Consider the following 19,265-nt stretch of genomic DNA (forward strand, 5'->3'; position numbering starts at 1 on the left):
CGAACTCCAAATACCAGGCCCGCGGACCGAACATCGACCGCCACACCTACAAGGCCACCACCAGCATCAACGTCGTCACCGACGAGCCTTGACGCATGAGCCATCCGCCTAACTGAACGGCGTTGCGTCTAGAGATCGACGACGGGTCGGCCGGCCCGGCCCACCACCCGGAACGGTCGCCCGCCGTCGTCCAGCACGGTCGTCCCGTCCTGCCCGCCGGAACGCCACCGCAGCTCCAGGTCGAACCGGCAGTCGCAGTCCCGGCTGTCCGCCCGCAGCACCATCACCTGATCCGCCGGTCCCACGCTCACCACCGGGCCGCCGGCCGGGCGTACCGACGGGACGGCCTGGTCCAGGTCGGTGCTCAGCAGGTCACGGACCCGGCGCCCGCCGGTGCAGTCGCACGGCAGCACCAACTCCAGCCCCGGCCGGGGCGCGGGACGGCGGTCGCGGAGCAGGACGCGTACCCCCAGAAGACGCACCGGAGCCGGGCCGGCCGCACGGACCGTGACCTCGATCCGGTTGCCGCCGGTGTGTGCCAGATCGCCCGGCACCCCGCCGCCGGCCGCCCGGCGTGCCGCCACGAACGCCTGCCGTGACCCGGGCCAGTAGAACCGGTCGTTGCCGTAACGGTCCCCGGCCCGGTCGCAGCACCAGCGCGCGGCGGCCCGCAGCGCGGCGGCCCGGATCGGCCCGGCACTGTCCCCGGGCGGTTCGCCGAGCGCGCCGGCCACCACCGCCGCAAGCGCCACCATCGCGACGACCCCGAGCGAGGAGGATTTCTTCTGGTACGAACGACGCCAGCGCGCCAGCCCCGCGGCGAACGCCGGGTCGTTCCCGGACCGCCAGAGGAACGCCCGTGCCACTTCCTCGGCCCGCCCGTCCCCGTCCGGGTCGGCGCGCAACGCGGCCAGGAACGCCGGCGGGACCGTCCCGGGTCCGGCCTGCTCAGCCAGGTTCGCGAGGCTCCGCCACCGGCGCCGCCCGGACCATCGGCCGCCGGCCGCGGCGGTGTGCCGGATCGCCGCTGTCAGAGCCGAGAACTGTTCGTCGTCACGCACCCAGGAACGCTCCCGTCTCATCGCCAGGACTTGGGCCGGAATCGTACGCATAGACACCGTCTCGTATCCCTTTCGCCCGAGCACCGTTTGCGGAGGAGGAGGTGAGCGCATCGTGGACAGGACGAGCCTGGTTTTCTGGTTCGGGCAGGCGCGGACGACGGCGGCGACCGTGGCCGCGGCGGGGACGGCGTACCCGGGGGTGGTGTGGAGGTCCCGGCATCCCGGCGAACGCCCACCGCCGGCCGCCTGCGCGGTGACGTTCGCCGAGGTCGTCCGGGGGACGCTGGCCGGTGTGCCGGGCCGGGTCACCGTGGTGCACCCGGCCTGCTGGGGTCCCGCCGACCGGGCCGAGGTGACCCGGGCGGCGGCGTCGGCGGGGTTGCCCATGCCGGTGTTCGTGAGTACCCCGGTGGCGGTCGCCCACGGGGTCGGCGCCGAACTGCTGAAGGGGCGCGCGGCGGCGGTCCTGGTGCTCGACGGGTCCGCGGTGGAGATCGCGGCGATCACCCGTACGCGCACCGGATTCAGCATCGCGGGTGATCCGGGCGAGCTGACCGCGGACCCGCGGACCCCGGACGGCCGGATGCGGATCTGTGCTCAGGTGGGGGCGACCGTCGCGGGGTCCGGTGTGGACCGGGTGGTCCGCGCCTACCTCGCCGGCGCCGGTGCCGAGGTGGTGCTGCGGGATCTGGCGGGACCCGGATCGGCGCACCCGGACCTGGAACCGGTGGTGCTGCACGGCGCGGTGCTGGCCGCGAACCCGCCCCGCGGCGTGGGCCGTCGCCGGCTGCTGGGTGCGGCCGCGGCGTCGGCGGCGGTGGCGGCCGCCGCGGCCGTCCCGTTCGTGAAGCTGCCCCGCGATGCCGGCCCCCGGTTCGTGGCGGCCGTGCCGGTGCCGTCACCGCCGCCCGGCCCCGGTCCGGTGGTCTATGCGTTCAGTTCGGAGTCGGGCCGGCTGTCCGCCGTGGACACCGGCGCCGGGGTGGTCACCGAGCTGGGCCGGGCCGGTGGCGGCACCGGCGCGTTCGGGTTGACGCCGGATGCCCGGACGGCGGTCCTGGAGAGCGCCGACGGGGTACGGCTCTTCGACGTGATCGCCGGACGGGTTCGCCGGACCGCGGGCGTTCCGCGGCTGCTCGGTACGGTGGTCGCCGTGGACGGCAGCCGGGTCTACGCGTTGCAGGCGGCCGGCGCCAAGGGCCAGGCGAAGATCCACACCGTGGACGTGGCGACCGGCGACCGGACCGGTGGGGCCGTCGATCTGGGCCGCAACGGCGGGGAGCTGGTCGCCGCCCCGGACGGGCGCACGCTCTATGCCCTCGAGTTCGCCGTTACCGAGGTGGACCGTGGCGTGGAGCGGGTCACCGCCCCGGCCCGGCTGACCGTGGTGGACACCGCCTCCGGCCGGGTCCGGATGCGCCAGGAACTGCCCGTGGGCACCTCCGCGGTGGTGCCCGGACCGGACGGCGTGTACGTGCTGGCCACCGACACCGTCACCGGGTTCGACGTGGCGGCCGGCCGGCTCGGCGAACCGGTCCGGTTGCCGGGCCGGCCGACCGCGCTGGACGTCACCCCGGACGGGCGGACCCTGTTCGTGCTCTGCGAGCGGGAGACCGTGGACGGTTTCCGGGTCGACGTGGTGCCGGTGGACCGGGCGGGCGGGACGGTCCGGACCGGGTTCGCGGTGCCGGGGGCGGAGCGGGCGCACGCCATCGGGATCGCCCCGGGCGGACGCCGGGCCTACCTGGCCGGCAGCGCCCTGGGCTGGTTCGACGTGGCCGGTGAGGTGGCCGGCCCGCCGGTCGAGGTGGGCGGCGAGGTCTCCCAGATCGGGTTCAGTGGCACCGACGTCTACGTGCTGGCGACCGGGGAGCGGTCGGAGGACCGCCGGTCGGCGCTGACCGTGGTGGACAGCGTGACCGGGCGGGCCTCCGCGCCGATCCGGTTGCCCACCGGGCCGGCGCGGATCGCGGTGCCCGGCGGTGTTCTCGACAGTCCGACCGTGTCCTCGCCTAGCGCGACGAGCTCAACGGCAGCGCCCGCACCAGCATCCGGTGGGAGCGCCAGCCCGGAAACGGGATCAGATCGCCCACGTGCCGGAAACTGAGGCCCTGCAGCGCCCGCCAGACCCGGACGTTGGTCTCGGTCACCGCGAGGCTGACCCGTTCCTCCGTGCGCACGTCGAGCAGGTCGCTGAACATCTGCACGCCGAGCCGGTGCCGGCGCAGCTCGGGCAGCACGAACGTCTCGCAGACCGCGAACGTCCGGCCGTCCCACTCGCGGACCAGGTCCGGGTCGTCCGGGTCCTCGAGGTCACGCCACCACAGGGTCTCCGGCGGCAGGGGGCAGCCCATCACGGTCCCGGCCAGTTCGCCGTTGACGTAGCCGAGGGTGGCCTGGAAACCGGGCGCCTCGGCGGTCCAGCGCAGCCGGTCGGTGAGGGACGGGTCACTGTGGTCGGGCAGGTGCAGGTCGGCGGCGTGCACCCGGCGGTAGAGGTCGGCGAGCGCGTCGAGGTCGACCTGGTCGGTCACGACCACGCTGGTCTCATCTGTCGTCGGCATGAATCCCCGTTCAGGTTCAGTAAGGCGAGGCTAACCTAACTGTCGTTCACAGGTTCGGCAAGTCGGCCCGGTCCCCCGGATGCGTGATGGGGGAAAGAGCCGATCTGGTTTACCCTCTTTCGGTAGGCGCGTCGTGCCGTGTCCGCTCCGGTTCTCCTTTTCGGCGATGCGTTCCCGCCTTCGGCGTGGTGAAGCAATTCTCGGATTTATCTGCAATCGCATTCCTGTTTGGCGGCACGCCGGCTTCTGTCACGTATCCGACCTGCGGATATGCAAAGCAATAGGAAATGGACAAAGCGGAGAATTCGACCACGCTCACTAGATGGTGGGAATTAGAGATGATCGACTTGAATTGTTGGTGGTGCTGCGCGCTAAGGTCTGCGGACCCCATTTCTGGTGGCGATTTCCCGCATTGCTGAAAGGCGAAACCTTGGCTGCCGCCGTCATGATTGTCAGTTCCGTCGTGCTGTCCGCGTTCGCCGCGATCACGCTGTGGTGGACCATGCACGCCTGGCGAACCCCGGAGACCCTGGCCGCGACCCGGTTCGCCGAGCCGGACGGCGATCACAAGCTGACGTTCTCCCTGCTCCTGCCGGCCCGGCACGAACAGGCCGTGCTCGAACACACGGTGGACCGGCTGCTGCGCTCCACCCACCAGGGCTACGAGATCATCATCATCGTCGGCCACGACGACCCGGACACCGCCGCGGTGGCCGAACGGATCGCGCTGCGGGCGCCGGGACGCATCCTGGTGATCACCGACCACAACGAGGTGAAGAACAAGCCCCGGGCGCTCAACACCGCCCTGCCGTACGTACGCGGCGACGTGGTGGGAGTCTTCGACGCCGAGGACGTGGTCCACCCCGAACTGCTGGAACACGTCGACCACGCGTTCCGGTCCACCCGCGCCGACGTGGTCCAGGGCGGCGTCCAGCTGATCAACTTCCAGTCCAGCTGGTTCAGCCTGCACAACTGCCTGGAGTACTTCTTCTGGTTCCGCAGCCGGCTGCACCTGCACGCGAACAAGGGGTTCATCCCGCTCGGCGGTAACACCGTCTTCGTCCGCACCGACGTGCTGCGCGGCGCCAACGGCTGGGACGGCACCTGCCTCGCCGAGGACTGCGACCTGGGCGTACGCCTGAGCAGCCGGGGCGCCAAGGTGGTCGTCGCGTACGAGGCGTCGCTGGTCACCCGCGAGGAGACCCCGGACACCATCGGCAGCCTGGTCAAGCAGCGCACCCGCTGGAACCAGGGTTTCCTGCAGGTGCTGCGCAAGGGGGAGTGGCGCCGGCTGCCGTCGATGCGCCAGCGTGTCCTGGCCCGGTACACCCTGGTCGGCCCGTTCCTGCAGGCCTTCTCCGGCGTCGCGATCCCGGTCGGCGTCGGCGTAGCCCTGGCCACCTCACTGCCGATCGGCGTCGCCCTGGCCACCTTCGTGCCGGTCGTCCCGATGCTCGCCAACATCGTCTTCCAGACCATCGGCCTGCGTGACTTCGGCAAGCAGTACCACCTGAGCGTCACCGCCCGCGACTACGCCCGGCTCATCCTCGGTGCGTTCCCGTACGCCCTGATCCTCAGCGTCGCCGCGCTGCGAGCCGTCTGGCGCGAGTACACCGGCCGGCGCAACTGGGAACTGACCGCGCACGTCGGCGCCCACCTGCAGGGCAACGCCACTGCCGAGACCACCACGGCGGGTGCCGCATGACCACGACCAACGACTCCGTCACCACCGTCGTCATCCCGAAGGCGCGCGCCGCGCGGCCCGGGACCACCCCGTCGCCCATGCCGGTGCCGATCCCCGAACCGGCCCGGCCCCGGGAGATCAGCCACGCCGAGAAGGCCCTCGCCGTGGGCCTGACGGCGATCGTGCTCGCCGTGATCGGCATCAACATCAGTGGCTACCCGATGGTCAACGACGACGAGGGCACCTACCTCGCGCAGGCCTGGGCCGTCGCCCACGGGCACGGACTCGCCCACTACACCTACTGGTACGACCACCCGCCGCTCGCCTGGATCCAGCTGGCCGGGCTCTCCTGGCTGCCCGGACTGCTCGGCAGCGAGGGCAGCACCGTGGCCACCATGGGACGCGTCGCCATGCTCCCGGTGGTGGCGGCGATCCTGCTGCTGATCTACCTGGTCAGCCGGCGCGTCGGCATGGCGGTCTGGTCGTCCGCCGCGGCCCTGGTCGTCTTCGGCCTGTCACCGCTCACCGTGGTCATGTACCGCGGGGTCTACCTGGACACCTTCGCCGTGGTCTGGATGCTCGCCGCGCTGGCCCTGGTCCTCTCCCCGCGCCGGAACCTGTGGCACTTCACCGCGGCCGGCGCCGCCACCGCGGTCTCCCTGCTCAGCAAGGAGACCATGCTGGTCACGCTGCCCGCGGTGGTCCTGGCGCTCTGGCAGCACAGCGCCCGTAGCACCACCCGCCCCTGGGCGATCGGCGGCTACGTCAGCGGCCTCACCCTGGTCGGTGTCTTCTATCCGCTGTACGCCCTGCTGCGCGGCGAGTTGTTCCCCGGCGAGGGGCACGTCTCGCTGGTCGGCGCCTGGCAGTTCCAGCTCGCCTCGCGGGCCGGCAGTGGCAGCATCTTCACCGACGGATCGATCGCCCAGGGACTGCTGAACTCCTGGCTGGACCACGACCCGGTGATCCTGGTCGGCGGGCTGATCGCCACCGTCGTCTGCCTGCCGGTGCGCCGGCTGCGCCCGCCCGCGGTGGCCGGCGCGATCCTCACCCTGATCGCGTTGCGTCCCAGCGGCCACCTCCCGGTGATGTACGTCGTGCAACTCCTGCCGTTCTTCGCGATCGCCATCGCCGGCGTGCTCGACCTGGCGGTCCGGCTCGCCCCGGCCCGGCAGCGCTGGGCCCGGCCGGCGGCGCTGGCCGCCCTCGCCCTGATCGCGGCGACCCTCGTCGCGCCGCGCTGGTGGACCGGCAACGCACGGGCCATGCACGACAACTACCACGCGGAGTACGTGGCCGCCGCCCAGTGGCTGCGCACCCAGGTGCCGGACCCGAAGAACACCACCGTCGTGGCCGACGACGTGCTCTGGCTGGAATGCGTGGACGCCGGATACCCGCCGGAGAAGGCCATCTGGTTCTACAAGCTCGACCTCGACCCGGAGGTCGCCGCCCGGCTGCCCAACGGCTGGCGCGACGTCGACTACCTGGTCTCGACACCCGCGCTGCGCGGCGACTCCAAGACGCTGACCGCGGTCAACACCATGCTGGCGAACTCGACGGTGGCCGCCCGCTTCGGCGAGGGCGTCGGCCGCATCGAGATCCGCCGGATCACCAAGGAGATCCCATGACCACCCAGGCTCAGGGCCGGGCGGCCGTCGGCATGCCACACCAGGCGACCGTCACGCCCGGCGAGAAGACGCTGCCACTGGACCAGTACCGCAAGGGCGGGCGCACCCGGGCCGTGCTGCCCGGCCAGATCGGCGTCCGCCCGGCGCCCCGCACCCTGCGGCAGAGCATCATCGTGCCCACCTACAACGAGCGCGACAACGTCCCGGCGCTGCTGGCCCGGCTCGCCGCCGCACTGCCGCACCACGACACCGAGATCGTGTTCGTCGACGACAGCGACGACGGCACGCCGGAGGTGATAGCCGAGGCCGCCGCCGACTTCCCGATGCCGGTCACCGTGCACCACCGTGACGACGGGGTGGGCGGTCTCGGCGGCGCGGTGGTCGAGGGCATGCGGCTCGCCCGCGGCGAGTGGATCGTGGTGATGGACGCCGACCTGCAGCACCCGCCGGAGATCGTCGCCGACCTGATCACCGCCGGTCTGCGGGACGGCGCCGACCTGGTCGTCGGCAGCCGGTACGCCCGCGGCGGCAGCACCGGCGGGCTGGCCGACGGCTACCGCCGACTGGTCTCCCGCGGCTCCACCCTGCTGGTCAAGACCCTGTTCCGGAACAGTCTGCTGTCGGTCAGCGACCCGATGAGCGGGCTGTTCGCGATCCGGGCCTCGTCACTGGAGGTCGATCAGCTCCGCCCGCTCGGCTACAAGATCCTGCTCGAGCTGATCGTCCGGAACCGTCTCGGCCGGATCGTCGAGGTCCCGTACACGTTCCAGGCCCGGCACGCCGGGGAGTCCAAGTCCACCGCCGCCGAGGGGATCCGCTTCCTCAAGCACATCGGCGGTCTGCGGTTCGGCGTCGGCCGGCTGCGGATGCTGGCGTTCGCCCTGATCGGCGTCTCCGGCCTGCTGCCCAACCAGGCCGTGCTCTGGGCGCTGCTGCACGGCACCGCGATGCACTACACGGCCGCCGCGGTGGTGGCCAACGTGGTCGCCGTCCTCTGGAACTTCGCCCTGACCGACTCGCTGCTCTACCGCAACCACCGGCGGCGCGGCCTGCTCAGCCGGTTCAGCCGGTTCTTCCTGATGGGCAACGCCGACCTGCTGGTCCGGATCCCGCTGCTGGCGTTGCTGGTCAGCGGCCTGAGCCTGGGCGTCCTGGCCGGCAACATGCTGACCCTGGTGGCGTCCTTCGTCCTTCGTTTCCTGATCTCCGACAGGCTGATCTATCTGACGGGAAAGAAACAATGAACCCAACACGTCCGCTGCTGAGCCGGTCGAACCGGCTGCGGATAGCCCAGTTCCTGGTGCTCGCCCTCACCCTGTTCCTCGTCCTGCCGCAGCGCCCGGTCTCGGCCGCCGCCAACCTGATCGCCAACCCGGGCCTGGAGTCGATGGCCGGCGACGGCTTCCCGGTCTGCTGGGAGCAGTCCGGCTGGGGCGACAACGGCCACACCTTCGCGGTCAGCTCCGACGCGCACAGCGGCGCCCGGTCGATGTCGGTCACCCTGACCAACGCCGGCAGTGGTGACCGCAAGGCGATGATGCTCGAGGACGCGTCCTGCGCACCCAACGTCACGCCGGGCCACCAGTACGACCTCTCGGTCTGGTACAAGACGTCCACCCCGAACACGGTGATGACCATGTTCCGGCACGACGTCGCCCAGGGCTGGGTGTACTGGACCGACCTGGCCACCATGCCGGTCGCCACCGCCTGGACCCAGCAGACCGTGCGGACCCCGCAGATCCCGGCGAACACCGACCAGATCGTCTGGGGCGTGACGATCTACGGCAACGGCACGCTGAAGACCGACGACTACACCATGAGCGACGCCACGCAGGCGGCCCCGGGCGAGGCGTGCAGCGCCGGTGACAAGTGCGTCAAGGGCGCCTGGGCGGTCATGCCGTTCAACTCACCGGTCCGCAGCATCCACGCCGTGGTGCTGCGCAACGGCAACGTGCTGCTGATCGCCGGATCCGGCAACGACCCGGACGCGTTCGCCGCCAAGACGTTCAAGACCGCGATCTACAAACCGGGCACCGGCGAGTTCACCGCGGTGGCCACGCCGGAGGACCTGTTCTGCGCCGGGCACGTGCAGCTCAAGGACGGCCGGATCCTGGTGATGGGCGGCAACAAGGACTACGCGGCGGCGGACGGCAGCCACGGCTACAAGGGCCTGAAGAACTCGTACATCTTCGACCCGGCGACCAACTCCTACCAGCGGGTCAACGACATGAGCGGCGGCAGTTGGTACCCGTCCGCGACGATCATGGGCAACGGTGACGTGATCTCGCTCGGCGGCCTCGGCGAGGACTCCAACGGCACGGTCCTCACCCAGTACTTCTCCGACGCGCAGCAGCGCTGGCTGAGCACCGGTGAGGCCAAGCAGACCTGGAGCTTCTGGGGCCTGTACCCCTCGATGATCCTGATGCAGGACGGCCGCCTCTTCTACTCCGGCAGCCACGTCTTCGGCAACGGCCTGCCCGGATCCGGCTCGTCCATCTACGACTACAACGCGGGCACCATCACCGAGGTTCCGGGTCTGCGCAAGAAGGACGAACGCGACCAGTCGATGAGCGTCCTGCTGCCGCCGGCCCAGGACCAGAAAGTCCTCACCATGGGCGGCGGGAACAACGAGACCAACCCGGACGCGCACCGCCTCACCGACATCATCGACCTGAAGAAGCCCAGCCCGGTGTACACCGCTGGACCGCAGATCCCGCAGGGCAAGCTGGACGGCGGCGTCCCGCAGACCGGCGCCCAGGGCAAGATGTACGTCTCCGCGGTCCTGCTCCCGGACGGCAAGGTGTTCGAGACCGGTGGCGCCCTGCACAACCGGGCCACCCCGGTCTTCGAGGCCTCGATGTACGACCCGGCCACCAACCAGTTCACCGCCGGGATGGCCACCGACCCGGTACCGCGCGGCTACCACTCGTCGGCGTTCCTGCTCCCGGACGGCCGGGTGATGGCGGTCGGCGACAACCCCGGCAACGGCACCTTCGACATGCGCGTCTCGGTGTACTCGCCGCCGTACCTGTTCCAGGGCGCCCGCCCGCAGATCACCAGCGTGGCGAGCAACCAGTGGGCGTACGGCACCGCCAACCGGATCACCGTGGACAAGCCGATCGTCAAGGCCGAGCTGATCCGCCCGGCCGCGGTGACCCACTCCAGCGACCCGAACCAGCGGTTCGTGGACCTGCCGATGACGGTCAACGGCAACACCGTCGACCTGAACCTGACGAGCAACCCCAACCTGGCGCCGCCGGGCTGGTACATGCTGTTCGCCGTCGGCGCGAACGGCGTTCCCTCCGTCGCGAAGTGGGTGAAAATCGGATGAATCGGGTACGCGTGACCGGCCTGATCGTCGCCGCGGTGGCGGTGACCGGGGTGGCCGGGTGGGCCGCCGCCGCGGATCGGCAGCCGGAGACCGCGGTCTGGACGGCGTCGGCCGCCCAGCGGACACTGAGCGCCTCGGCGACGACGCCGGTCGATCCGGCGGGCAGTCCGGGGAAGGCCGCCGAAGCCGCCGGCCTTGGTGCCACCTCCGGCTCCGGTGCCACCTCCGGCTCCGGTGCCACCTCTGGCTCCGGTGCCACCTCTGGCTCCGGTGCCACCTCCTCGAACAAGTCCGACAAATCAGGAAAGTCGGGCATAGAGGGTGGCGCGGAGGCGGCCAAGGTGGACCGGCAGGCCAAGCCGAAGCCGTTCGTTCAGGAGTTCGCCGCCCAGCCCGGCGTTGTTCGGCAGAAGGCCAAGAAGAAGCCGACCAAGCCGGAGAAGGTTCCGGCGACCGTCGACGGCTGCGACCGGAACTACGGGACGATCGCCCAGTGCATCCCGCTGGCGTTCCCGCGGGGTGTGAAGGACAAGTGCACCTGGCTCCGGCAGCAGGGGTTCAAGGAGATCAAGGTGGCCGGGACCGACAAGCAGAAGCTGGACTCGGACCGCAACCGGATCGCCTGCGACAAATGACCGGTGGGGCAGGCCGGAGGTCCCGTCCGACCTGCCCCACCCCCACCCCGGTGTGTTGATTTCGGGCGCCTAGAGCGCCCAAATTCAACACGCGGTTGGGGGTGTGTTGATTTCGGGCGCCCAGAGCGCCCAAATTCAACACGCGGTTGGGGGTGTGTTGATTTCGGGCGCCTAGAGCGCCCAAATTCAACACGCGGTTGGGGGTGTGGTGGTTTTGGGCGCCTAGAGCGCCCAAATTCAACACGCGGTTGGGGGTGTGGTGGTTTTGGGCGCCCAGGGCGCCCGAAACCACCACGGCGGTAAGGGGGGATGCGGAACGGCGGCGGTGGGAGGGTCCCCGCCGCCGCCGTTCCTCACCGGTTCAGTGCAGAGGTCAGGACCAGAAGACGTAGGTCGCGCCGTACGCCGCGGCCTTGGTCTCGCCGTCGGTGCAGGTGCCGGCCGGCGCGGTGCCGCCGGTGGTCTGCAGACGCTGGATGTACTTGGCGTTGGTCAGCTTGCCGTTCGGGCCGGTGTGGCCGTTGATCTCGAGCAGCAGCTGCGGGATGGTGCCGGTCTTGGTGGCCTCGCCGATCTTCGTGGCGGTGACGGTGGAGCCGTCCCGCTCGACGGTCCAGCTCGGGCCCTTGTAGTGGTGGACCTTGCCGATCGTGCCGGCCAGCTGTGCTTCGGGCACCGACGCGCCGGTGAAGACGCCGCCGGTGCAGGTGTAGGTCTGGGTGCCCTTGACGACCTTCGCCGTCCCGAGGAACCGGGAGCCGGCCGGCGGGCGGATCGCCGCGGGGACCGAGGCCGAGGTGAACTCGGCTCCGGCCTGCGGGCGCTGCTCGGCGGCGGAGGCGTTGTAGGTGACGGTGCCGAGGGCGGCAACGACCACGGCGGCCCCGGCCAGGGTGACGACGCGGAGGCGGTTGCGCTTGCGAGCCATGGAAGCAGGACTCCATATCCCTGTGGTGTATGTGGCCGCCACACCGTATGGGGTTACCTGTGGGGAACCTGCATGGAAATCTTTAGATCTTCCTTAAATCGGCGAAAACGGATAACAATCCGATGGCTACGCTTTTGGTAGCGAAGGCGGACCTCCCCGGTCGTACCGGGTGTAGTTGCCGCGCAACACGGCGTGCGGGTCGAGTCGGCTCAGAACCGCGTCGCTGATCGCTCTGAGCTGCGCGATCTGTTCCGGTGTCAGGGCGTCGATGACGTTCTTACGGACGGTCGCCGCGTGTCCGGGGGCCGCGGACTGCACGGTGGCCCAGCCGGCCGTGGTGAGCCGCGCGTTGGTCGCCCGCCGGTCCGACGGGCAGGGGAACCGCTCGAGGAGGCCGCGGGTCTCCAGGCGTTGCACCACGTGCGACAGTCGCGGCAGGGTGGCGTTGGTCTGCCGGGCCAGGTCGGTCATCCGCAGCGTGTGGTCCGGCGCCTCGGAGAGCATGGCCAGGGTGAGGTAGTCGTAGTGGGTCAGTCCGGCGTCGCGGCGCAGCTGGGTGTCGAGCACGCCGGGGAGCAGCTCGACGACCGCGACGAGGCGTACCCATGCGGCGAGTTGATCGTCGTCCAGCCAGGCCGAGTCCATGATCACATCATCCACCCCGGCGGTCCGCCGTCGTGTCAACCTTGTGGCGGGTGGGGCCTCGGTCAACTTGCTTGATCTCGTTGGGTTAGGCTGCCCTAACCAACCGCACGTGGACAGGGTGACGATGGCACAGCCGGAGACCTTGGCGGAGCTGCTCAACGGGCGGCGGGCCGCTGTCGATGCGTCGCTCCCGGCGGTGGGCTTCGTCGCCGGCTACGTGATCGGCGGCCAGTCGATCTGGGGCGGCACGATCGCCGCGCTGATCGCCGGCGGTGCGGTGGCCGGCTGGCGCATCCGCAAGGGTGACAAGCCGCGGGCCGTCGTGATCGGACTGCTCGGCGTCTGCGTGGCCGCGCTGATCGCCCTGCGCACCGGCAAGGCGGAGAACTTCTTCCTGCTGCAGCTGCTCAGCAACGGCGCCAGCGCGCTGGCCTGGATCGTCAGCATCGTGATCCGCTGGCCGTTGCTCGGGCTGGTGGTCGGCGGTGTGCTCGGGCAGAGGACGCGGTGGCGACGGGACCCGGCGCTGCTCCGGGCGTACGCGCGGGGGAGTTGGGTCTGGGTCCTGCAGTACGTGATCCGGGTGGCGGTGTTCCTCCCGCTCTACGCCGCGGGGCAGGTGTTCGCCCTGGGGGTGGCCCGGGTGGCGCTGAGCTGGCCGCTGGTCGCCGGTTGCATGGCGGTGAGCTGGTGGGTGATCCGCCGCAACCTGCCCGAGGACCACCCCGGCCTGCGGCACCCGCAGACCGTTTGATTTCCTGACTGTTAACGACGAGCGTCGATTTCTTGCTAGCCTGGGAGCGCTCCCAAAGGCGATCATCCCCCAGAGCTGAGGTAGGTTCATGAAAAGGCGCCTGCTCACCCTCCTGACGGCCCTCGCCGCGGCCGCCGCCTCCGTCCTGTTCTTCGTCCCCCCGGCGTACGCCGCCACCGGCCTGCACATCGTCGGCACCGACATCGTCGAGGCCAACGGCCAGAAGTTCGTCATGCGCGGCGTCAACCACATGCACACCTGGTATGCCGGCCAGACCCAGTCGTTCGCCGACATCAAGGCGCTCGGCGCGAACACCGTCCGGGTCGTGCTCAGCGGCGGGCGCTGGACCGCGAACACCGCCGCCGACGTCGCAGGCGTGATCGACCTGTGCAAGCAGAACAAGATGATCTGCGTGCTGGAGGACCACGACACCACCGGCTACGGCGAGGACACCGCGGCGTATTCGCTGGATCAGGCGGTGGACTACTGGATCGGCCTGAAGAGTGTGCTGGTCGGCCAGGAGGACTACGTCGTCATCAACATCGGCAACGAGCCGATCGGCAACACGAACCCGGCGCAGTGGACCGCCGCCACCGTCGCCGCGGTCCAGAAGATGCGCACCAACGGCTTCGAGCACCTGCTGATGGTGGACGCGCCGAACTGGGGCCAGGACTGGCAGTACACGATGCGGGACAACGCGCAGACCGTGCTGAACGCCGACACCCGCAAGAACACCGTGCTCTCGATCCACATGTACTCGGTCTTCAACACCGCCGCGTCGATCATCAACTACCTCGACGTCTTCAAGAACAACGGCTGGCCGCTGGTGATCGGCGAGTTCGGCTGGCAGTTCGACTCCAGCCAGGTCGACCACGAGACATTGCTGGCCCAGGCGGTCGCCCGGGACCTCGGCTATCTCGGCTGGTCGTGGGCCGGCAACACCGACCCGATCCTGGACATGGCCACCGACTTCGACGCGAGCCGGCTGACCACGTGGGGTCAGCGGATCTTCAACGGCGCCAACGGGATCAAGGCCACCGCCAAACAGGCGACGATCTTCGGTGGGGTCACCCCCAGCAGCCCGGCACCGAGCAGCCCGTCGCCGAGCAGCCCGTCACCGAGCGCGTCCAGCAGCAACCCGCCGACCGGTGGTGGCTGCTCCGCGGCGTACACGATCACCGGGTCCTGGTCCGGCGGTTTCCAGGCCGACGTGAAGGTCACCGCGGGCAGCGCGGCGATCAACAGTTGGACGGTGACCTGGACCTACGCGAACGGTCAGGCGGTGAGTAACGCCTGGAACGCCACGGTGACCAGCTCCGGCAGCGCGGTCACCGCGCGCAACGTCAGCTACAACGGCAAGCTGGCCGCGGGTGCCGCCACCTCGTTCGGCTTCCTCGGTTCCTGGACCGGCAGCAATCCGGTACCGGCCGTGACCTGCACCGCGAGCTGATCCGAGAGATTTGGCAGGTCCGGTTCGCGGTTTGCGGCGGCATACTCGGCCGATGGCCACCGCATACCGGACCTGCCCCCTCTGCGAGGCCGCCTGCGGCCTGGAACTGACCGTCGGCGACGGCCGGATCCTGGCCGCCCGCGGCGACCGCGAGCACGTCTTCAGCCACGGTTTCGTCTGCCCCAAGGGCGCCACGTTCGGCGCGCTCTCCGGTGATCCGGACCGGCTGCGCCGGCCGATGATCCGGCACGGCGGCGAACACCGGGAGGCGAGCTGGGACGATGCGTTCCAGGCCGTCGCGCACGGCCTTTCCCAGACCGTTGCGGGGTACGGCCGGAGCGCGCTCGCCGTCTATCTCGGCAACCCGAACGCGCACACGATGGCCGGCGGCCTCTACGTCACGCCGCTGCTCAAGGCCGCCGGCACGCCGAACGTGTTCTCCGCCAGCACCGTCGACCAGATGCCCAAGCACGTGTCCTGCGGTTACCTGTTCGGCAATCCGCTGACCATCCCGGTACCCGACCTGGACCGCACCGACTTCCTGCTGATCCTGGGCGCGAACCCGTGGGAGTCGAACGGCAGCCTGGCCACCGCCGCCGACTTCCCCGGCCGGCTGAAGGCGATCCAGGCCCGCGGTGGCCGGTTCGTGGTGGTCGACCCGCGGCGCACCCGGACCGCCGAGCACGCCGACGAGCACCTGTTCATCCGGCCGGGCGCGGACGCCTTCCTGCTCTTCGCCATGGTGCACACGCTGTTCGCCGAAGGGCTGGTCGATCTCGGACATCTGGCCGCGCACGTGACCGGTCTCGATCAGGTCCGCGAGCTGGCCGCGGACTTCACGCCCGAGCTGGCGGCGGGCGCCTGCGACATTCCCGCCGAGCGGATCCGCGGCCTGGCCCGGGAGGTCGCCACCGCCGGGTCCGCCGCGGTGTACGGCCGTATCGGCACCTGCACCGTCGAGTTCGGCACCCTGACCAGCTGGTTGATCGACGTGCTCAACGTGCTCACCGGCAACCTGGACCGGCCCGGCGGCGTGATGTTCCCGCTCGCCGCGCACCTGCGACCGCACGACAGGCCGGGTGGCAAGGGGTTCCGGACCGGCCGCTGGCACAGCCGGGCCCGCGGGCTGCCCGAGGTCAAGGGGGAGCTGCCGGTCGCCACCCTGGCCGACGAGATCGAGACGCCGGGTCCGGGGCAGGTCCGGGCGTTCGTCACGGTGGCCGGCAACCCGGTGCTCTCCACCCCGAACAGCGCCCGTCTGGACCGGGCCCTGGCCGGGCTGGACTTCATGGTCAGCGTCGACCCGTATCTGAACGAGACGACCCGGCACGCTGACGTGGTGCTGCCGCCGATGGAGTCCGCCCGCAAGGGGCACTACGACTTCTCGTTCCTGGGTTTCGCCGTGCGCAACTTCGCGAGTTATTCGCCTCCGGTGCTGCCGCCGGACCCGGGCGGGATGGACGAGTGTGACGTGCTGGCCCGGCTCACCCTGATCCTCGCCGGTCAGGACCACACCGATCCGGGTGTGCTGCACGAGACGCTGCTGGCCCGGGCCCTGGCGAAGTCCGGCGGGACGGTCGGGCGCGACGAGGTGACCGGTGACGGGCCCGCCGAACGTCTGCTCGACGTGGCGCTGCGCGCCGGGGCCTACGACCTGACTCTGGCCCGGCTGATCGAGAACCCGCACGGCGTCGACCTCGGACCGTTGCAGCCGCGGGTCCCGGAGGTGCTGCGCACGCCGAGCGGCACGATCGAGCTGGTCGTGCCGGCGATCGCCGCCGAGGCCGGCCGGCTGCTCGCCGCGACCGGGCGTTCCCGCGACGACCTGGTGCTGATCGGCCGCCGTCACCTGCGCTCGAACAACAGCTGGATGCACAACGTGCCGGCGCTGGTGAAGGGCCGGGACCGCTGCACGTTGCAGATGCATCCGGCGGACGCGGACCGGTTCGCGCTCGCCGACGGTGACGACGCCGAGGTGACCTCCCGGGCGGGCAGCCTGACCGCCCGGGTCGAGGTCACCGACCGGGTGATGCCCGGCGTGGTGAGCCTGCCGCACGGCTGGGGTCACGGCGTGCCCGGCGCCCGGATGACGGTCGCGGCGGAGCATCCGGGGGTCAACGCGAACCTGCTGACCGATGAGATGTCCGTCGATCCGCTGTCCGGTAACACTGTTCTCAACGGTGTGAGCGTGAAAATCGCCAAACTTCGATAGGTTCGACGGGACTCACTCCACCGGAGGAAGGAAGTTCCATCGTGCGACGACTGCTGGTGGCTCTCGCGGCCACCGCGTTGACTCTCGCCGGAACGGCCGTTGCCGCCGAGGCGGCGCCTGCTCCCGGAGCACCGGGAATCGGCGACTCCTACTATCCCGACTACGGCAACGGCGGGTACGACGTCGGCCACTACGACATCCGCCTGCGCTACACACCGGCGACCGACCTGCTCACCGGCACCACCACCATCCTGGCCACCGCCACCCAGGACCTGTCCCGTTTCAACCTCGACTTCCTGCTCGACGTGTCGTCGATCCGGGTCAACAACCGGCCGGCCACGTTCGCCCGCGAGGGCGACCACGAGCTGGTCGTCACCCCGGCCCGGACGATCGCCGCCGGGCAGGCGATCACCGTCGTCGTGCAGTACTCCGGCGTCCCGTCCAGCAAGGTCGGCGCCGGGTACACCGCCTGGATCAAGACTCCGGACGGGGCGATCGCCGTCGGACAGCCGGAGATCGCCTGGTGGTGGTTCCCGAGCAACGACCACCCGCTGGACAAGGCCACCTTCGACGTCTCGGTGTCGGTGCCGGACGGCCTCGAGGTGATCAGCAACGGCGTGCAGCCGCGCGTCCCGGTCCGCGAGACCCTCGGCTACACCCGGTGGAGCTGGCGGTCGGTCAAGCCGCAGGCCACCTACCTGGCCTTCTTCGCCGTCGGGCAGTACGACATCACCACCGACACCAGCGCCGACGGCCAGCTGATCTACAACGCGTACTCGCAGCTGCTCAGCCCGGACTTCCGGGACGCCGCCGAGTCGAGCATCGAGCGCACCAACGAGATCGTCGAGTGGGAGAGCTCGGTGTTCGGGCCGTACCCGTTCGAGTCCCAGGGCGGGCTGGTCGCGCCGCCGGGCACCCTCGGGTTCGCCCTGGAGAACCAGACGCGCCCGACGTATGCGGACGGTTTCTTCCGCCGTGGCTCCAACACCTCGGTGGTCGTGCACGAACTGGCCCACCAGTGGTTCGGTGACTCCATCTCGGTGGCCGACTGGAAGCACATCTGGCTCAACGAGGGCTTCGCCTCGTACGCCGAATGGCTCTGGTCGGAGAAGAACAACGAGGGCACCGCGCAGGAGATCTTCGACTACCTGTACGCCGCGTACCCGGCCGACGCCGACATCTGGACGTACCCGCCGGCCGATCCGACGGTGGCCCAGCTGTTCGGCGACACCGTGTACGACCGCGGCGCGATGACGCTGCACCAGCTGCGCCTGGCCGTCGGTGACGACGACTTCTTCGAGATCCTGCGCACCTGGGCGGCGGAGAAGAAGTACGGCACCGCCGCGACCGAGGAGTTCACCGCCCTGGCCGAGAAGATCTCCGGTGAGGACCTGGACGCGCTGTTCGAGGCGTGGCTGTACACGCCGTCGAAGCCGGTCGTCGCCTCCGCCGCGTCGGTGGCGAAGGTGAAGGCGCCGAAGTCGTGGGAGAAGATCAGCCTGACCCACGAACTGCTGCACCAGCACTGATCATTCGTGGTGCACCCAGCGGTCGACGAGCGCCTCGTGCGCTTCCAGACGCTGCTGGGTGCGCTGCGGGTCGGTGCCGGCGATCGCGTCGAGCAGGCTGATCGCCAGCACCACCACCGCCGCGTGCGAGTCGAAGACCAGGCCGGTGCCGACCGGCGCGACGAGCAGCACGTCGGCGTCGACGGCGAACGGCACCAGCGCGGTGTCGGCGATCACCACCGTGGTCAGGCCCAGCTTGCGGGCCAGGCGCAGCGCGGCGACGGTGCCGGCCGGATAGCGGGGCATCGCGAACACCAGTAGTGCTGTCGCCCCCTGCTGGTGCAGTTGCAGCACGGCGTCCTCGACGCCGCCGGCCTCGGTGCAGACGGTCACCGCGGGCAGCACCCGCCGGGCGAAGTAGCCGAAATAGTCGGCGAGCGCGGCCGAGGCGCGCAGGCCGATCACACCGAGCGGGCTGGTGGCGGCCAGTGCCTGGACGGCGTCGGTCAGGCGTACCCGTTTGAGGCTGTCCAGGTTGTCGCGTTCCTGGTCCACCGCACGCCGTTCGCCGGCGTCGTCCCGGTCGGTGGTTCCGGACAGTACGGCGTGCCGTAGCGCGGTGCGGAACTCCGGGAAACCGGCGAAACCCAGGGCGGTGGCCAGCCGGGTCACCGTAGGCTGACTGACCCCGGCCTGCTCGGCGATCTCGATCGTGGACAGGAACGCGACGTCCGGGAACATCCCCAGCATCCGCTGCACGATCTGGCGCTGGGTGGGGGAGAGCCGGTGCCGCTGGGCCAGGTCGAGCAGCCAGCTCTCGGCCCGCTGGGTGTCGAGTCCCTGTCCCTGAGCCATCCGTCCCGTC

The 19,265-nt window shown here is 70.5% G+C and carries 15 protein-coding genes; 10 read left to right on the forward strand and 5 right to left on the reverse strand.

Features of this window, described 5'->3' with window-relative positions:
• Positions 1–128: 128 nt before the first annotated feature.
• Positions 129–1,061, reverse strand: coding sequence for a hypothetical protein (locus tag QSK32_RS43395; RefSeq protein WP_285475325.1), 933 nt, complete (start codon positions 1,059–1,061; stop codon positions 129–131).
• Between the two features lie 112 nt (positions 1,062–1,173).
• On the opposite strand from QSK32_RS43395, the gene QSK32_RS43400 reads away from it, so the two are divergent.
• A complete protein-coding gene (locus QSK32_RS43400) occupies positions 1,174–3,168 on the forward strand; it encodes a beta-propeller fold lactonase family protein (RefSeq protein WP_285475326.1) in 1,995 nt (664 codons plus the stop codon).
• Here QSK32_RS43400 and QSK32_RS43405 read toward each other — a convergent pair.
• The gene (locus QSK32_RS43405) at positions 3,074–3,625 is read right to left on the reverse strand and encodes a GNAT family N-acetyltransferase (protein WP_285475327.1); all 552 of its coding nucleotides are present in this window, start codon (positions 3,623–3,625) and stop codon (positions 3,074–3,076) included. The genes QSK32_RS43400 and QSK32_RS43405 overlap by 95 nt on opposite strands.
• A gap of 445 nt (positions 3,626–4,070) precedes the next feature.
• Between QSK32_RS43405 and QSK32_RS43410 the strand changes: the two genes are divergently transcribed.
• The 5 genes from QSK32_RS43410 to QSK32_RS43430 are packed head-to-tail and all read left to right on the forward strand — an operon-like array spanning position 4,071 to position 10,903.
• Complete coding sequence (locus tag QSK32_RS43410) at positions 4,071–5,330, forward strand: glycosyltransferase (RefSeq protein ID WP_285475328.1); 1,260 nt, start codon at positions 4,071–4,073, stop codon at positions 5,328–5,330.
• Positions 5,327–6,937, forward strand: coding sequence for an ArnT family glycosyltransferase (locus tag QSK32_RS43415; protein WP_045746813.1), 1,611 nt, complete (start codon positions 5,327–5,329; stop codon positions 6,935–6,937). The genes QSK32_RS43410 and QSK32_RS43415 overlap by 4 nt, the downstream gene beginning before the upstream one ends.
• On the forward strand, positions 6,934–8,181 hold the full coding sequence (locus tag QSK32_RS43420; RefSeq protein WP_285475329.1) for a glycosyltransferase: 1,248 nt from the start codon (positions 6,934–6,936) through the stop codon (positions 8,179–8,181). Before QSK32_RS43415 ends, QSK32_RS43420 begins: the two co-directional genes overlap by 4 nt.
• Complete coding sequence (locus QSK32_RS43425) at positions 8,178–10,268, forward strand: galactose oxidase early set domain-containing protein (RefSeq protein WP_052721070.1); 2,091 nt, start codon at positions 8,178–8,180, stop codon at positions 10,266–10,268. The genes QSK32_RS43420 and QSK32_RS43425 overlap by 4 nt, the downstream gene beginning before the upstream one ends.
• Complete coding sequence (locus tag QSK32_RS43430) at positions 10,265–10,903, forward strand: hypothetical protein (protein ID WP_285475330.1); 639 nt, start codon at positions 10,265–10,267, stop codon at positions 10,901–10,903. The genes QSK32_RS43425 and QSK32_RS43430 overlap by 4 nt, the downstream gene beginning before the upstream one ends.
• 373 nt (positions 10,904–11,276) lie before the next feature.
• Here QSK32_RS43430 and QSK32_RS43435 read toward each other — a convergent pair whose 3' ends face one another.
• The gene (locus QSK32_RS43435) at positions 11,277–11,831 is read right to left on the reverse strand and encodes a DUF3455 domain-containing protein (protein WP_045748215.1); all 555 of its coding nucleotides are present in this window, start codon (positions 11,829–11,831) and stop codon (positions 11,277–11,279) included.
• A 126-nt stretch (positions 11,832–11,957) separates the two neighbouring features.
• Positions 11,958–12,476, reverse strand: coding sequence for a MarR family winged helix-turn-helix transcriptional regulator (locus QSK32_RS43440; RefSeq protein ID WP_045748214.1), 519 nt, complete (start codon positions 12,474–12,476; stop codon positions 11,958–11,960).
• 124 nt (positions 12,477–12,600) lie between these two features.
• Between QSK32_RS43440 and QSK32_RS43445 the strand changes: the two genes are divergently transcribed.
• The 4 genes from QSK32_RS43445 to QSK32_RS43460 all read left to right on the forward strand — a co-directional run bounded on the left by QSK32_RS43445 (position 12,601) and on the right by QSK32_RS43460 (position 18,421).
• Positions 12,601–13,230 carry a DUF3159 domain-containing protein gene (locus QSK32_RS43445; RefSeq protein ID WP_045748216.1) on the forward strand — a complete coding sequence of 210 codons (630 nt, stop codon included), beginning with the start codon at positions 12,601–12,603 and terminating at the stop codon, positions 13,228–13,230.
• An 88-nt stretch (positions 13,231–13,318) separates the two neighbouring features.
• Positions 13,319–14,680: a cellulase family glycosylhydrolase gene (locus QSK32_RS43450; RefSeq protein ID WP_045748213.1), complete on the forward strand. Its 1,362-nt coding sequence runs from the start codon at positions 13,319–13,321 to the stop codon at positions 14,678–14,680.
• A 52-nt stretch (positions 14,681–14,732) separates the two neighbouring features.
• Entirely contained in the window at positions 14,733–16,892 is a 2,160-nt protein-coding gene (locus QSK32_RS43455) for a molybdopterin oxidoreductase family protein (RefSeq protein ID WP_285475331.1), read from the forward strand.
• 38 nt (positions 16,893–16,930) lie between these two features.
• Complete coding sequence (locus QSK32_RS43460; RefSeq protein ID WP_045748211.1) at positions 16,931–18,421, forward strand: M1 family metallopeptidase; 1,491 nt, start codon at positions 16,931–16,933, stop codon at positions 18,419–18,421.
• On the opposite strand, the gene QSK32_RS43465 is transcribed toward QSK32_RS43460, so the two are convergent.
• The gene (locus QSK32_RS43465) at positions 18,422–19,255 is read right to left on the reverse strand and encodes a MurR/RpiR family transcriptional regulator (RefSeq protein ID WP_045748210.1); all 834 of its coding nucleotides are present in this window, start codon (positions 19,253–19,255) and stop codon (positions 18,422–18,424) included. It abuts the gene before it with no gap.
• Between the last annotated feature and the right edge of the window lie 10 nt (positions 19,256–19,265).

This window comes from Actinoplanes sp. NBRC 101535, assembly GCF_030269225.1.
GTDB lineage: Bacteria > Actinomycetota > Actinomycetes > Mycobacteriales > Micromonosporaceae > Actinoplanes > Actinoplanes rectilineatus.